This is a genomic window from Kineobactrum sediminis, assembly GCF_002868715.1.
Classification (GTDB): Bacteria; Pseudomonadota; Gammaproteobacteria; order Pseudomonadales; family Halieaceae; genus Kineobactrum; species Kineobactrum sediminis.
In genome coordinates, this window is the sequence record NZ_PKLZ01000008.1 from 168,921 (window position 1) to 183,722 (window position 14,802).

Annotated in this window: 14 protein-coding genes; 7 read left to right on the forward strand and 7 right to left on the reverse strand. The window is 58.6% G+C overall.

What is annotated here, in order from left to right; genetic code table 11:
* Positions 1 to 39: 39 nt before the first annotated feature.
* Positions 40 to 3,504 carry a transcription-repair coupling factor gene (gene mfd, locus CWI75_RS10505; protein ID WP_101521460.1) on the forward strand — a complete coding sequence of 1,155 codons (3,465 nt, stop codon included), beginning with the start codon at positions 40 to 42 and terminating at the stop codon, positions 3,502 to 3,504.
* On the forward strand, positions 3,504 to 4,769 hold the full coding sequence (locus CWI75_RS10510; protein WP_101521461.1) for a CsiV family protein: 1,266 nt from the start codon (positions 3,504 to 3,506) through the stop codon (positions 4,767 to 4,769). The genes mfd and CWI75_RS10510 overlap by 1 nt, the downstream gene beginning before the upstream one ends.
* On the opposite strand, the gene CWI75_RS10515 is transcribed toward CWI75_RS10510, so the two are convergent.
* A complete protein-coding gene (locus CWI75_RS10515) occupies positions 4,714 to 5,472 on the reverse strand; it encodes an S-methyl-5'-thioinosine phosphorylase (RefSeq protein WP_101521462.1) in 759 nt (252 codons plus the stop codon). The two genes, CWI75_RS10510 and CWI75_RS10515, sit on opposite strands and share 56 nt — an antisense overlap.
* A 221-nt stretch (positions 5,473 to 5,693) precedes the next feature.
* Here CWI75_RS10515 and CWI75_RS10520 point away from each other — a divergent pair, with 221 nt between their 5' ends.
* Complete coding sequence (locus CWI75_RS10520) at positions 5,694 to 6,047, forward strand: DUF6763 family protein (protein ID WP_241521174.1); 354 nt, start codon at positions 5,694 to 5,696, stop codon at positions 6,045 to 6,047.
* A gap of 71 nt (positions 6,048 to 6,118) precedes the next feature.
* Positions 6,119 to 6,721 (forward strand): transcriptional repressor LexA, encoded by a 603-nt coding sequence (gene lexA, locus CWI75_RS10525; RefSeq protein ID WP_101521463.1) that lies wholly within the window; start codon positions 6,119 to 6,121, stop codon positions 6,719 to 6,721.
* Positions 6,722 to 6,743: 22 nt separating this feature from the next.
* On the opposite strand, the gene CWI75_RS10530 is transcribed toward lexA, so the two are convergent.
* The 4 genes from CWI75_RS10530 to CWI75_RS10545 all read right to left on the reverse strand — a co-directional run bounded on the left by CWI75_RS10530 (position 6,744) and on the right by CWI75_RS10545 (position 10,930).
* The gene (locus CWI75_RS10530; protein WP_101521464.1) at positions 6,744 to 6,995 is read right to left on the reverse strand and encodes a hypothetical protein; all 252 of its coding nucleotides are present in this window, start codon (positions 6,993 to 6,995) and stop codon (positions 6,744 to 6,746) included.
* A 65-nt stretch (positions 6,996 to 7,060) separates the two neighbouring features.
* Positions 7,061 to 7,525 (reverse strand): DUF6586 family protein, encoded by a 465-nt coding sequence (locus tag CWI75_RS10535; RefSeq protein WP_101521465.1) that lies wholly within the window; start codon positions 7,523 to 7,525, stop codon positions 7,061 to 7,063.
* Positions 7,522 to 10,317: a type I DNA topoisomerase gene (gene topA, locus CWI75_RS10540; RefSeq protein ID WP_101521791.1), complete on the reverse strand. Its 2,796-nt coding sequence runs from the start codon at positions 10,315 to 10,317 to the stop codon at positions 7,522 to 7,524. The genes CWI75_RS10535 and topA overlap by 4 nt, the downstream gene beginning before the upstream one ends.
* Positions 10,318 to 10,483: 166 nt before the next feature.
* Positions 10,484 to 10,930: a hypothetical protein gene (locus CWI75_RS10545; RefSeq protein ID WP_101521792.1), complete on the reverse strand. Its 447-nt coding sequence runs from the start codon at positions 10,928 to 10,930 to the stop codon at positions 10,484 to 10,486.
* 128 nt (positions 10,931 to 11,058) lie between these two features.
* Between CWI75_RS10545 and CWI75_RS10550 the strand changes: the two genes are divergently transcribed.
* Positions 11,059 to 11,493 (forward strand): universal stress protein, encoded by a 435-nt coding sequence (locus CWI75_RS10550; protein WP_101521466.1) that lies wholly within the window; start codon positions 11,059 to 11,061, stop codon positions 11,491 to 11,493.
* Between the two features lie 35 nt (positions 11,494 to 11,528).
* Here the strand turns inward: CWI75_RS10550 and CWI75_RS10555 are convergent, their stop codons facing one another.
* Positions 11,529 to 11,786, reverse strand: a complete 258-nt coding sequence (locus tag CWI75_RS10555) for a glutaredoxin family protein (RefSeq protein WP_206604700.1) — start codon at positions 11,784 to 11,786, stop codon at positions 11,529 to 11,531.
* A 147-nt stretch (positions 11,787 to 11,933) separates the two neighbouring features.
* On the opposite strand from CWI75_RS10555, the gene CWI75_RS10560 reads away from it, so the two are divergent.
* Both CWI75_RS10560 and CWI75_RS10565 read left to right on the forward strand, forming a co-directional pair.
* Positions 11,934 to 12,842 (forward strand): IclR family transcriptional regulator, encoded by a 909-nt coding sequence (locus CWI75_RS10560; RefSeq protein WP_162300053.1) that lies wholly within the window; start codon positions 11,934 to 11,936, stop codon positions 12,840 to 12,842.
* Positions 12,843 to 12,845: 3 nt separating this feature from the next.
* Complete coding sequence (locus CWI75_RS10565; RefSeq protein ID WP_101521468.1) at positions 12,846 to 13,640, forward strand: TrmH family RNA methyltransferase; 795 nt, start codon at positions 12,846 to 12,848, stop codon at positions 13,638 to 13,640.
* Here the strand turns inward: CWI75_RS10565 and CWI75_RS10570 are convergent.
* Entirely contained in the window at positions 13,625 to 14,800 is a 1,176-nt protein-coding gene (locus CWI75_RS10570) for a vWA domain-containing protein (RefSeq protein WP_101521469.1), read from the reverse strand. The genes CWI75_RS10565 and CWI75_RS10570 overlap by 16 nt on opposite strands.
* Positions 14,801 to 14,802 lie beyond the last annotated feature (2 nt).

Sequence of the window (14,802 nt, forward strand, 5' to 3'; positions counted from 1 at the left end):
CAATAGGCGCCCGCCACCGCCACCGACAGCCCGATTCCTATGTTCAGATCCCTGGTAGACGCCACGCCCTGGCCCGCCAAACCCGGCAGCCGCACCGCACTGGGCCCTTTTCATGGCTGCGCCGAGGCGCGCTGTATTGCCGAGCTGGCACGTCCCGGGGAATTATTGCTGGTGGTCACTGCCGACACCAGCTCGGCGCTGGCACTGGAACGGGAACTCCCCTTTTTTCTTGAGGAATCGATTGCCATTCTGGCGTTTCCCGACTGGGAAACCCTGCCCTACGATAACTTCTCGCCCCACCAGGATATCGTATCGGAGCGTCTGGAGACCCTGTACCGACTACCCAGCCTGGCGACCGGGATCCTGATTGTCCCCATCCCCACACTGATGCACCGCTTGGCCCCCGCCGATTATATTGCCGGCTCCAGCCTTGTACTCTCCCCGGGCCAGACACTGGAGCTCACCAGTTTCAGGCGCAGCCTGGAACGCAACGGCTACCACAATGTGGATACGGTGTATGAGCACGGCGAATTTGCACTGAGGGGCGCCCTGCTGGATATTTTCCCGATGGGTAGTGATCGTCCGTTCAGGGTGGATATGCTGGATGACGAAGTGGACACCCTGCGTACCTTTGACCCGGAAACCCAGCGCACCATTGAAAAGGTAGACTCCATCAACCTGCTGCCGGCGCGCGAATACCCGCTGAATCCCGCGGCGATCAGCCGCTTCCAGATGAACTGGTACGATGCGTTTGAGGTTGACCACGACGCCTGCCCGACCTATGTGGAAGTCAGCGCCGGTCGTTCTCCAGGCGGCTGTGAATACTACCTGCCCCTGTTTTTCGAGCACTGCGCCACCTTGTTCGACTATCTGCCCCCGCAAACCCCGGTCATTGCCATCGGCGATCACTACCAGGCGGCACAGCGCTTCTGGGAGGACGCCAATGCGCGTTTCGAGGAGTATGGCGTTGATCCCCGCCGCCCCCTGCTGCCGCCCCGCCGCTGCTTCACCCCGGTGGAGGAGTTGTATCAGTTGCTCGGAACCTGCCCGGTGCTGGAGTTGCGCCGCAACGAAGACGCCCCGGTACATGTCACTACGCCGTCACACGCCCTGCCCGACCTGGCAACCCCCGGCGCCCGCCAGGCACCAGCCGATCGACTAAGGCACTTTCTGCAAAATCACCCGGCCCCCCTGCTACTGTGCGCCGAATCGGCCGGACGCCGTGAAATGCTGTTGGAGACGCTGGCGGCACATGAGCTGACACCGCCGGAGGTGGCCAACTGGCAGGAATTCATTGCCTCCGGCCTGGACTTCGCCATCACTATCGCCCCCATTGATCGCGGCATGTACTTTGGTCCCGAGCTGCCCACCCTGGTCTGCGAGTCACAGTTATTCGGCAACCGCGTTGCCCAGCGCCGGCGACGCAGCAAGACGGACGATAAAAGTACCGAGAACCTGTTCCGGGATATCAACGAGTTACGCGAGGGCGCGCCGGTGGTGCACCTGGAACATGGCGTCGGCCGTTATCTCGGGCTGCAGACCCTGGGGGTGGAAGGCGCCGACACGGAATTTCTGGCGCTGGAATATGCCCACGGCAGCAAACTGTATGTACCCGTATCCTCGCTCCACCTGATCAGCCGCTATGCGGGCAGTGACCCGGACCTCGCACCACTGCACAAACTGGGGTCCGACCAGTGGGAAAAGGCGCGACGCAAGGCCAGCGAAAGGGCCAGCGATGTCGCCGCCCAATTGCTGGAAGTGTATGCCAGACGGGAGGCTCGCGAGGGTTTCCGTTTCGAGTTACCGATCCCGGAATACGAGGAGTTTTCCGCCAGTTTTCCCTTCGAGGAGACCGCGGACCAGGCCGCGGCGATCTCTGCAGTGATTGATGATATGACCAGCCCCAGGGTCATGGACAGGCTGGTCTGTGGCGATGTCGGATTTGGCAAGACCGAGGTCGCTATGCGCGCTGCGTTTATTGCCGCGCAGAATGGCAAGCAGGTCGCGATACTGGTGCCCACCACCCTGCTGGCGCAACAGCACTTCAGCTCTTTCTCTGATCGCTTTGCCGACTGGCCGGTGACGGTTGATGTGCTGTCCCGCTTCAAATCAGGCAAACAGACCGATGCAGTAGCGCAACGCGCCGCCAGTGGCGAAGTGAATATTCTGATCGGCACGCACAAGTTGCTGCAGCGGGATTTCAAATTCAAGGATCTCGGCCTGCTGATCATTGATGAGGAACACCGTTTCGGGGTCAAGCAGAAAGAGACGATCAAGGCACTGCGCGCCGAGGTGGACATTCTTACCCTCACCGCAACACCGATTCCACGAACACTGAACATGGCCCTGGGCGGCATGCGCGATCTGTCGATTATCGCAACGCCGCCGGCACGCCGGCTGTCGATCAAGACCTTTGTCCGCGAGCACAACATCGCCCTGGTTCGGGAGGCAGTCTTGCGCGAAACGCTGCGTGGTGGACAGGTGTACTACCTGCATAATGAAGTGCGAACGATCGAGGAAACCGCACGCAAACTGCGCGAACTGCTGCCCGACCTTTCAATCGGGGTCGCCCACGGCCAGATGCGCGAGACCCAGCTGGAACAGGTGATGTCCGCATTTTATCACCAGCGCCACCACATCCTGCTGTGCACCACGATCATTGAAACCGGCATTGATATTCCCAATGCCAACACCATCATCATCGAGCGGGCAGACAAGTTCGGCCTGGCCCAGTTGCACCAGCTGCGGGGCCGGGTGGGCCGTTCGCATCACCAGGCCTACGCCTACCTGCTGTGCCCGCCGCGTTCGGCGATTACCCCGGACGCGGAAAAACGCCTGGAGGCCATTGAAGCCGCCGGTGACCTCGGTGCGGGTTACCTGCTGGCAACCAATGATCTGGAGATCCGCGGTGCCGGGGAGCTGCTGGGTGACGAACAGAGCGGCCAGATACACAGTGTCGGCTTCTCCCTGTACATGACCATGCTGCAACGGGCAGTGGCGGCGCTTCGACGGGGCGAGATCCCCAGCGTGGATGCACCGCTGGATGCCGGCACCGAAATCAACCTTCACCTGCCTGCACTGATACCGGAACAGTACCTGCCCGACATCAACACCCGGCTGGTACTTTACAAGCGTATTGCCGGTGCCGGCTCGGAAGATGACCTGCGGGCCATCCAGGTGGAAATGATTGACCGTTTCGGCCTGTTGCCCCCACAGGTAAAAAACCTGGTACAGGTCGCCCGGCTGCGGATACGTGCCGAGGCTATGGGTATTGCCGGGATTGAGGTTGGCGCAAGCGGTGGTAACATCGATTTCAGGGAGTCCACCCAGGTGAACCCGTTAAGCCTCGTCAAGCTGGTACAATCGGACCCGAAAGCGTACCAGCTGGCGGGAGCTACCAGGCTGCGATTCAAGCACGCACTGGACGACCCGGAACAGCGCCAGCAGTTTATCGACGACCTGCTGGATACTTTTGCCGCCGATGCCATGGAACCTGCCGCCTGATGCCCATCTTCAACTACCACCTGCCAGCCCGCCTGCTTTCCCTCGCCCTGGTAGTTGCCGCGCCGCTGGCCGTGGCCCAGACAGTGGATGACAGCCGCTGGTACAAGGTCGAAATACTGGTCATCGCGCACACGAACCCTGCCGCACTGCGGGCTGAGCACTGGCCGGCCCTGCCGTCGCTGGAGTACCCGGAGCCGGCCAGGTTCCTGCTGGACCCCGAACGCATCATCGCCAACCTTGAAAGCGTTGCCGCCCCCGGGCAAGCCCCGGCTGAAACCCCCGAAAGTATCCCGGAAAGCGAAATAGACGAATTTGGTCGACAGTTAATTTACCTGCCGGCCGAGACATTTCCGGTTGAGGGCCTGCCAAGTGAGGACTTGCCGGTTGCACCCGACGACCGCTCGGCATTGGCGGGCAACCCTGCTACAGACGACAGTACCGGCATACCAACAGAGCAGGCTGCGGGCGAACATGCCGAGCGCGCGAAAGAACCCGAGACAACCGACGCAGAGACCCCTCCCCGCCTGCCGGTGCCGTTTGTGCTGTTGCCAGCCAGCGAGCGTGAATTCCGCGGCAAAGCCGCCTACATGGAACGCAACGGACAATACCGGATCCTGTTTCATGAAACCTGGTGGCAACCGGTAGATGGCGAACAGGACGCCCTCCCGATCATCCTTGACCGCTCCGGTGACACGGGCACCTACCCGTTGCTACAGGGATCCATCGCCCTGCACCGATCACGTTTCCTGCATATTGCCACTCAATTATGGCTGAACACTGACGGCAGCTATCTGCCCGATGACTGGCAGATGCCGGCGCCACCCAAAGGTCCGGCCTCGCTGCAGGTTATAGAGCCGCCACCATTAAACCCGCCCGGCGATCCAGATAACCACGCCGACCCAGACACGCATGACGACGGCCTTATTGGGCTCGACCTTGAACCGTTGGCAGAACCAGAGCCAGGGCTGGCCATGGAAGCCCCTGAAATTGATGAGGCCGGTGCGCCACTATCGGAATCAGAATTGGATATTGACGACGAGCCGGGCTACCCCTATCGCCACGCGGTAGCACTGCAACAAGAACGAAAAATGCGTTCCAATGAAGTGCATTATATTGATCACCCACTGTTCGGGGTAATCGTCAAATTCACCCCGCTGGAGGTCGACGACCTGAAACAGGCCGACTACGACGAGGAAATTTCACCTTACCTTAGCCGACAGGCTGAACCGGAAGAGCCCGCAGCAGGGTCTCCAGCAGAGCTCTGACCACTGCAGCTTCGCGCCGCAGGATCTCCTGCATCATTGGCAGCGACAACGGTACATCGCCCAAACCCGCAGCCAGGTTGACCACCATGCATACCGATGCATAGGCAATACCCAATTCCCTGGCCAGCGCGGCTTCCGGCATTCCGGTCATACCCACGATATCGCAACCATCGACGGCCATACGCCTCACTTCCGCCGCTGTTTCAAGCCGCGGCCCCTGGACTATTCCGTGCACACCCGAAGGCTCATAGCCGATACCCGCTCGGTCCGCAGCGTCAAGCAGTGCCAGGCGCAGGCCCAGATCATAGGGATCGGTAAAATCGATGTGCAGCAGGCTGCCGGCGCTACCGTCGTCAAAGGTATGCTCGCGCCCCCAGGTATAATCGATCAGCTGATCGGGAATCACCAGCCGCCCGGGTTGCATTTCAGAACTGATACCTCCCACCGCATTAATGCCCACCACCTGCCGCACACCCAATGTATGCAGCGCCTGCAGATTGGCGCGGTAATTGATCCGGTGAGGGGGGATGGCCCTGGGGCTGCCGTGACGCTGTAAAAAAAAGACCTGGCGATCGGCTACACGCCCTTCCTGAATGGGGCGTGACGGAGCACCGAAACGGGTATCGAGGTCGTGCTCACGGTCAATAGCCAGCCCCTCAAGCTGATCCACACCGGTACCCCCGATGATTCCCAGGGCGCTCACGATGAGACTTCCCACAGCGCTTTAGACAATTTTTTCATGTTGAGACCACCAGCGGAACAAGATTTGATTATAACCCTGTGGGAAGGGTATCAGGGAGCCCCTATGGGGATACTGCAAGCGATTGATCTTCCACATAAACTTTTTGGCGCCTCAATCGTGGTTATTTCAGGTGATGGTTTTTAGACCAATAATACATAATGGACAGTGTGTGATGAGGTGGTATGTTGATTATTCACTCGACAAAAGCGAGCAAGGATATGCATATACTGGATCCCATTATCGGCGCTTGGTACAAGGATCGCGATACCAACACACTGTTTGAAGTCGTGGCCTGGGACCCGTCTGCCGAGACTATCGAAGCCCAGCACCTGGATGGTGAAATTACCGAATATGACCTTGAGACCTGGCAACAGATGGCACTGCAGAAAGCGGAGGCGCCCGAGGACTGGCGCACGTCGTATGAGCTGCCCAGGGAAGATGCGCTGGACCCGGACACACCGTTGCACCCGGAACAATGGAATAGCCCCCTGACCACCATTGAACCCGACAGCCTTTACGGCGCAGAGGATTACTGAGTGCCGCTTGTGGGTCGCGCCCTTTACTGTATATAATCACAGCCACTGTACAAATACACAGATGGCTGATCATGGAAAAACTAACGCAGCGACAACAGCAGGTTCTGGATATCGTGCGCCAGCACATCGACCAAACCGGTTATCCGCCGACGCGTGCGGACATCGCCAGGGACCTCGGCTTCAAATCCGCCAATGCGGCTGAGGAGCACCTCAAGGCACTCGCCCGCAAGGGAGCCATTGAAATAATCCCGGGGGCCTCCCGGGGAATTCGCCTGCCCGACGCTCCGGGCATTCCTGTTATAGGCAGGGTCGCCGCAGGCAGTCCACTGCTTGCCCAGGAGCATATTGAGGATTACTGCGCACTACCGCCGACATTTTTCAAGCCCGCTGCCGATTACTTCCTGCGGGTCCAGGGCGACAGCATGATGGATGCCGGCATCCTTGATGGCGATTTGCTGGCTGTGCACAGCACTAACGTTGCCAGCAACGGCGATATTGTGGTCGCAAGAATTGAAGATGAAGTCACTGTCAAACGGTTTCGCCGCGGGAGCAGCAAATTCATGGTGGAGTTGCTGGCGGAAAACCAGGATTTCCAGCCCATTCTTGTCGATTTGCGAGAGCAGGCTTTCGCCATTGAAGGGCTAAGCGTCGGGGTACTGCGGCGCGGAGCCTGACGCCTGCCCCGGAGGCGGACCGTCAGTGCAGTATTCGATGCTCCGCGACAGGGTTGGCATTCTCCGGTGCATCATCCTGCTCTACCAGGGTGGCGGCTGCCTGTAGCCCTGCCTGTATCATGACCTTCGCAACATCCAGGCCGTTATCCATCAGGTACAGTTGCGACTCCTCGGAAAAAGAAATGCGCAACAGCGGTTCGGAATCGTCACCGGACCGCTGCAACACGATTTCGCCATCGCCGTAATCAATAATCTCCAATACTGAGGTAGGCACTCAATACTCCTGTTCATGAGGCTGGATTTTCAGTGTAGCAGGGCCCACTTCCGGCTGCCAGCCAGCTAGCACTCATCCAGCAGGTCGCCTATCTGCACCAGGCTGCTCTCCAGGTGTTGCGCCCATTGCTGAAAATCTTCCGGAAGGGGAATATCATCCGCGGTTCGGGCCAGACTACTACCGCCGCGGCTTGCCACGCTGTAGGTTGGCTGGCGTTGCAACTCCGCGAGCCAGCCGGCGTTTTCCAGACGGATAAATTCCTGTAGTTGTGCCGGCGTCGCCTTGCCCGGCGCCACTGCCGGAAGCTCAGCTACCGCATGCGGTATGCCTGCCGCCGGCTGTTCCTCGCCCACCAGGCCAAGCAACAGCCAACCATAGGCATCCAGAAGGTGTGCACGTACCCCAGGTGCGAATGCCTGCGCCAGGGTACTGGCGGGAATGGCCTGGCCGGCTCGCTGCTGTTCCCAACCCGCCAATACCAAACGGGCCAGATACAGCTTGTGATTAGCCTGCCCGCGCGCGGAACTCATGCCTTCTCCGATGCCTCTTTGCTAGCGGCTGTGGTCTTTGCATTGGCCTTTGTTTTCGTTTTGGCCTTTGGCTTGGTCTTGGTGGCGGACTTCGCCTTCGCCTTAGCCTTGGTTTTTGCCTTGGCCTTGGCCTTGGGTTTTGTTTTGCCCTTGCCGCCGCTGCTTTTGCCTTCCTCTGCCTGCCACACGCCGTTACGATAAAACGCTCGCCAGCCGGTGGGCTTGCCGTCCTGCTCGGTCATCACATACTGCTCGGCTGTTTTGCGGCTATAGCGAACCTGGCAGCGATTGCCCTCCGGATCAACCACGGGCGCACTGAACAGAAAGGTGTATTTGGGATCGATCTCATCCTGGTGTGGCAGCAGCTCATCAACGAAAGGCGCGCGGGTTTCCCGATTGCGGGGAAACTGGCTTGCAGCGAGAAACAGCCCCGCGGCACCATCGCGGAGGATGTAGTGATCCTCAACCTTCTCGCAGGCCAGCTCGGGCATGGGCACCGGGTCCATCTTCGGCGGCGCTGCCTCGCCACTGCGCAATAGCTTGCGGGTGTTCTTGCAGGTTTCCGAGGTGCAGCCAAAGTACTTGCCGAAACGCCCCGTCTTCAGCTGCATCTCCGCGCCACATTTATCGCATTCGAGTACCGGGCCGTCATAACCCTTTATCTTGAACTTGCCCTCTTCCACTTCAAAACCCGGGCAGTCCGGGTTATTGCCACAGACGTGCAGTTTGCGCTGTTCGTCTATCAGGTAACTGTCCATGGCCGCGTTGCACAATGCGCAGCGGTGCTTGCTGCGTAAAAGGCGAGACTCGGCTTCATCATCCGCATCTTCGCGAATGGCTTCATCGCCCGGAGTCAGGTTAATGGTATTTTTGCAACGCTCCTTGGGTGGCAACGCGTAACCTGAACAGCCCAGGAAAACACCGGTACTGGCGGTACGTATTTGCATGGGCCTGCCGCACTTGCTGCAGGGAATATCGGTCATGGTGGGTTCATTGGGCTGCATACCCGCCGGCTCCGGCTCCACGGCCGTGTCCAGTAGCTCCCGAAAATCAGCGTAAAACATATCGAGCAGCTGGCGCCAGTCCAGCTCACCTTGCGCCACTTCATCGAGCCGCTCTTCCATTCGCGCGGTAAAGCCGTAATCCAGTAACTCAGTGAAGCTGTTCTGCAGGCGCTGGGTGACGATATCGCCCATTTTCTCCGCATAAAACCGTTTGTTCTCCAGGCGCACATAACCGCGGTCCTGAATCGTCGATATGATCGACGCGTAGGTCGAGGGACGGCCGATACCCCGTTTCTCAAGCTCACGCACCAGGCTGGCTTCGCCATAACGCGGCGCCGGTTTGGTAAAGTGCTGTACGGGTTCAAGCGCCTGTAAGGCCAGAGTGTCGCCCTGCTGGATATCAGGCAGCACAGCGTCATCTCCCTTGCGACCCGCGGAGGACTGAACCCGGGTATACCCGTCAAAGCGTATGATCCGGCCTTTTGCCGACAGTTCATACTCGCCTGCCGCTACGGTTACGGTGGTTGCGGTGTACTCTGCAGGTGTCATCTGGCAGGCCACAAACTGGCGCCAGATCATCTCGTAGAGTCGCTCTGCATCCCGTTCCATTCCCTGCAGATTTGATTGCAGCACCATGACATCCGAAGGACGTATTGCTTCATGCGCCTCCTGCGCGCCCTCCTTGCTGCTATAACGATTGGGCTTTTCCGGCAGGTAAGCGGGAGGAAAATTGCCGGCAATATAATCTCGACAGGCGCTCACGGCATCCGCGCCCAGATTGGTCGAATCGGTACGCATATAGGTAATGTAGCCCGCCTCATACAGGCGCTGAGCCATCATCATGGTCTTTTTCACCGAAAAACCCAGTCGCGTACTTGCCGCCTGCTGTAACGTTGAGGTAATGAACGGTGCCGATGGTTTCGAACGGGTGGGTTTGTCCTCTCGCTGGCTGACCTTGTAGGGCAACTGCTCAAGCTCGGCGGTAGCTGCACTGGCCACGGCTTCATTGTCGGGACGGAATTGTTCACCACGATGCTTGCGAACCTGGAATTTTATGGCGTCCGCGCCACTCGGCAGCAGGTCCGCATGTATTTCCCAGTACTCCTGCGGCATGAAGGCGCGTATTTCCCGCTCACGCTCCACGATCAACCGCACCGCCACCGACTGCACCCGTCCCGCAGACAAGCCTCGGGCGACCTTTGCCCATAACAGTGGCGACACCATATAACCTACAACCCTGTCGAGGAAACGGCGCGCCTGCTGGGCATTAACTCTATTCTGGTCGACCTGTGTTGGCTGCTTGAATGCTTCCGTTATCGCTTTTTTGGTGATCTCGTTGAATACGACACGCTGGTAGCGCGACTCGTCGCCGCCTATGGCTTCCCGCAGGTGCCAGGCAATCGCCTCCCCCTCGCGGTCAAGGTCGGTCGCGAGGTAAATGGCGTCACTGGTAGCCGCAAGCTTGCGTAATTCGGCGACCACTTTTTCCTTGCCCGGTAGTATCTCGTAGGACGCCTTCCAGCCATGCTCAGGGTCTATGCCCATACGCCGAACCAGCTGCTGCCGGGCTTTGTGCTTCTTGTGCTCGGCTTTTTCGTCCGGCGACATTTTCCGGGTAATCGCGGCCTGTGCTGCGCGCTCCTTGGCGTCAACCGGCCCGGAGCTGCCGGCTGTCGGCAGGTCCCGGATATGGCCAATACTGGATTTCACAATGAAATCCGGGCCCAGATATTTGTTGATGGTCTTCGCCTTGGCGGGCGACTCAACGATAACGAGTGATTTACCCATAAACTCCTGCAAAAGGCCGCTGGCGAGTTCCAGGCCGGGCCAAAAAAGTGGCATATATAAGGGCCAAGCCGGCCCGGGTCAAGCAAAACACCGAAAAGTACCACCCGGATTTCTCGTCCCGGGTGCCTTTGGCGCACTATAGCAAGCCGGAATCGCGGGCCTGGTATCAGTCATGAATCTGTTGCGCCCACACCCTGAGGATACGGGAGATTTCCGCAACCGTACCTTCATCGCCCTGCTCTTGCCAGTAGATACCGCAACTACCTTCCTCAAGACTAGACGCGAGTATGGCCTCGGGGCAAGCCGCCAATGGCTCCGGTAACGGTGCGGGATTGCCTACTGATCGCCACTGGTTCCCGGTGTGCAGCCATGCCTGGCGACGCACAGGCCGCTGCCGTGAGGCAGGCAAGCGCAGGCCATAGTAAATGACACTGCCCGGTTCGCCGCGGTTACCAGCGGCCTGCCCGGGCAGCGACCTGAACTCCACAAACAAGCCATTGAGGGCCGCGCACTCGCGCAAGGCCACCTGCTTGCGCTGGTGTTTGCTGGGCAGGAAATGCGTCAGCGGCGCGAGCGCCACCATGATAATAAAAAAAATCAGCAGATAATTCACAAACAGCCTCTGACTCAGGTCAATGCGAAGGCTATCGGGTCCCGCTGACATAGCCGCGGGGCATTACCTGGGCAACGTTGTATGCTATAAGGAGCACTGGTTTTACTGAAAAGCTGCGGAGCTAAAAGATGTCTCATTACAAAAAACTCTTGATTGCTGTCGATTTGAGTGAAGATTCAGCCACGGTAGCGGAGCGCGCACGGGCGCTCGTTGCCGGAACCGGAGCCGAGCTTCACCTTATTCATGTCATTGAGCCGCTCAGTTTTGCCTACGGTGGCGATATTCCAATGGACTTTTCCGGCATACAGGATGAAATCCACCAGCAAGCGGTACAGCAACTCACCCGGTTCGGCGAGATTTACAACATTGCCCCGGAGCGACAGCATATCGTACTGGGCAGGCCTGAGGTTGAAATTCATGACAAAGCCAAGGAACTTGATGCAGACCTTATCGTGGTTGGCAGCCACGGTCGCTATGGTCTCGCCCTGTTAATGGGCTCGACTGCCAACGGCGTTCTCCACGGTGCAAGCTGCGACGTACTCGCGGTCAAGGTCGGGTCTTAATCGGGAAAAGGCTGTGGAGAAACCCGAAACAGCTTTCACTCACCCCGCAGGAAACACTCGAGCTCGACCTGACCAAATGGCCAGCAGAGCTCGGCCCCGCTGGCCCGCCTGACTACCGGGATTTTCACACCGAAACGCTCGAACAGGTCGTCGCTCTCGCTGATATCGACCTTTTCAAAGACAACCGGGTAGCCCCCGACAATGGCGGCTTGCAGCAGCTGCTCCGCCAACTCGCACAGATGGCAGGCACTGGTCCCATACAGTATTAGCTTACCCTGACAAAGCGCTGGCACCGCGTGGCTCCCTGTTGTTTAATGCCAGCTCGCAATTGCGAGCCAGTGTGGTTGGTTTCAGGCATGGCATACCCGCTCTCCAGCTGGACTCCGGATCAAACGGTACAGTATACTGTACCGACAATCACCAAGCCTGGGAGTATTTTCGTGGCATTGTTTTCACAACCCACAGCGCGCGCGCTAGCGATACTCGACCTGTTGATGGCGAATCCTCAGCAGGCGTTCGGCCTGACCGAGATGACCCGACGACTGAATCTCAATAAGGCCACCTGCCACGCTATTCTAACTACTATGGCAAATTATGGCTTCCTGGTTCAGCACCCCAAGACCAAGGCTTACCGTCTTGGACCCTCTATTATAGCGGCAGGGCATGCCGCTTTTGCACAGTTCCCGGTGCTGGAATACGCGCGACCGGAGCTGGAGAGCCTGAACAGCGACCTCAAACTCGGCTTTGCCGTTACCGCGCGCTCCAAATTGCACCAGGTATTGCTGGCGCTGTACGGTAACGCGACCCCGTTGATGGACTCGTTCCAGCTCGGTTTACGCCTGCCCAATACGGCACCGGTTGCGGCCTGCTTTACCGCATTTTCCCCGGCCAAGCGCCTGGAGGCCTGGCTGACCCGTGCTCACGAATCGCTCGGCGGCTATAACGAACGCCTCGACCAGAAATTACGGGTATCGGTGATCGCTATCCGCGCGCGCGGTTTTGAGGTGACCCTGCGGACCAGGGCCGAAGAGGAACTGACCCGGGAGCTTACCCGGATCCACCAGTCCTGGAGCCTGATCGAGCTGGAAGACGCCACCAACCGATACCAGCGGGATCTGTGTCAGGAACACTACCACCTGGACCGAATAGACCCCAAGGCACGCTACGAAGTCAGTACTATTTCAGTACCGGTGTTTGTGTATCGCCAGGTGCCGGTCATGTGCTTTGTGGCAGGCTCCATCGAAGGCCCCATTACCGGCGCCCAGATTGAAGACATCGCGGCGCGAATGAAACAATCAGCTGATCGGGTGACACAACTGGCGTCCGGTGGCGGCGAGTCCATCTCCTGAGTGATGGGCGACAACACAGGCAACAACAGTAGCCGTTATACCCAACGCAAGGCTTTCTTCGAAAGGATGCTCACCGTCTACGGTCGCAAGCCGGTACTTGAGGCCTTACTCGATCCTGCCCTCACCTGCCACGCCCTGCATCTTGCCGACAGCAATCGCGAAACCGGCCCGGTGCGTGACATCCTGCGGGCGGCAGAACAGCGCGGTATTCCGGTACACCGCCATAATAGAGCTGAACTCGCGCGTATTTCCCACAATGGTCGCCAAGACCAGGGCGTAGCGGCTGATATTCTTTGCCCGGGCTTTCGCCAGCTGGCCGATTACCTGGCGGCTCCACCGACCGCTTCCCGGCAGCGCCTGCTGGCACTGGATGGCATTACCAATCCACAAAACATGGGAATGATCATACGTTCGGCTGCTGCCGGTGCAATCGACGGCATTCTGTGCTCAAGACGCGGCAACGCCGCGCTGGGGCCACTGGTCATCAAGGCGAGCGCCGGCACCTTATACCGTGCTCCCCTGCTCCATTGTGACACCTTGCCTTCCGCACTGGCGGACTGCCGCAAGGCAGGTTTTGAGGTCTGTACCCTGCGTGCCGATGCGCCCCTGTCCCTGTTTGAGCACCGTCCTCGTGGCCACTGCATTTATGTACTGGGCAATGAAACGGAAGGGGTATCAGAGGCGGTCCAGGCGCAGGCGGATCAGGGACTCGCCATACCCATGAATAATGGTGTGGAATCACTGAATGTGGCGGTTACCGCCAGCCTGATCGCCTTTGGCGCCTACTTCGAAAGGTAGGACATTGCCTGCTCAAGACCCTTCAGGCTCAGGGGGTACATATGCCCTTCCAGCAGCTTGTGGGTCATCGCGGTTGACTGGGTGTACTCCCATTCATCCTGTGGTACCGGGTTGATCCAGACCACCTTTTCATAGGTTTCCCGAAGCCTGCGCATCCACACTTCGCCCGCCTCCTCGTTCCAGTGCTCGACCGAACCCCCGGGCTGGGCGATTTCGTAGGGTGACATGGCGGCATCGCCCACAAAAATGACTTTGTAGTCATGACTGTATTTGTGCAGCACATCGAGTAGCGGCATGCGTTCGTTATGGCGGCGGACATTATTGCGCCACACACTTTCATAAATGAAATTGTGAAAGTAAAAGTACTCCATATGCTTGAATTCAGTGCGCGCCGCCGAAAACAGCTCTTCACAGATTTTGACGTGGGGGTCCATCGAACCACCGACATCGAAAAACAGCAGCACTTTGACCGCATTATGCCGTTCGGGCACCATCTTGATATCCAGTAGCCCGGCGTTGCGGGCCGTGGACGTGATCGTGTCGTCCAGGTCAAGCTCATCGGCCGCACCGGTGCGGGCAAACTTGCGCAGGCGACGCAGGGCAACCTTGATATTGCGCGTGCCAAGCTCCACGCTATCGTCGAGATTCTTGAAGTCGCGGCGATCCCACACTTTTACCGCCTTGCGATTGCCGCCGTTGGGCCCCACCCGGACGCCCTCGGGATGGTAACCCTGTTGGCCGAAGGGCGAGGTACCACCGGTGCCTATCCACTTGCTGCCGCCTTCGTGGCGCTTCTTCTGCTCTTCCAGACGTTTCTTGAACTCTTCGATCAATTTTTCGAGCCCACCGAGGGATTCGATTTTCGCTTTCTCTTCCTCACTGAGCTGCTTCATGAATTCGGTACGCAACCAGTCATCGGGGATCAAGGCGTCGATAATATCGTCAAGAGCTTCCAGCTCCTTGAAATGCAGGCCAAACGCGCGATCAAAACGATCGAAGTACTTCTCATCCTTCACCATGCAGGTGCGGCTGAAGTAGTAAAAATCATCGATGGAAGCAAAGGCCACATGCTGTTCCAGCCCTGTCAACAGGTCCAGCAGTTCCCGGGTAGTTACGGGCACGCCTGCGTCGCGCAAACCGTTGAAAAAATTAACCAGCATGA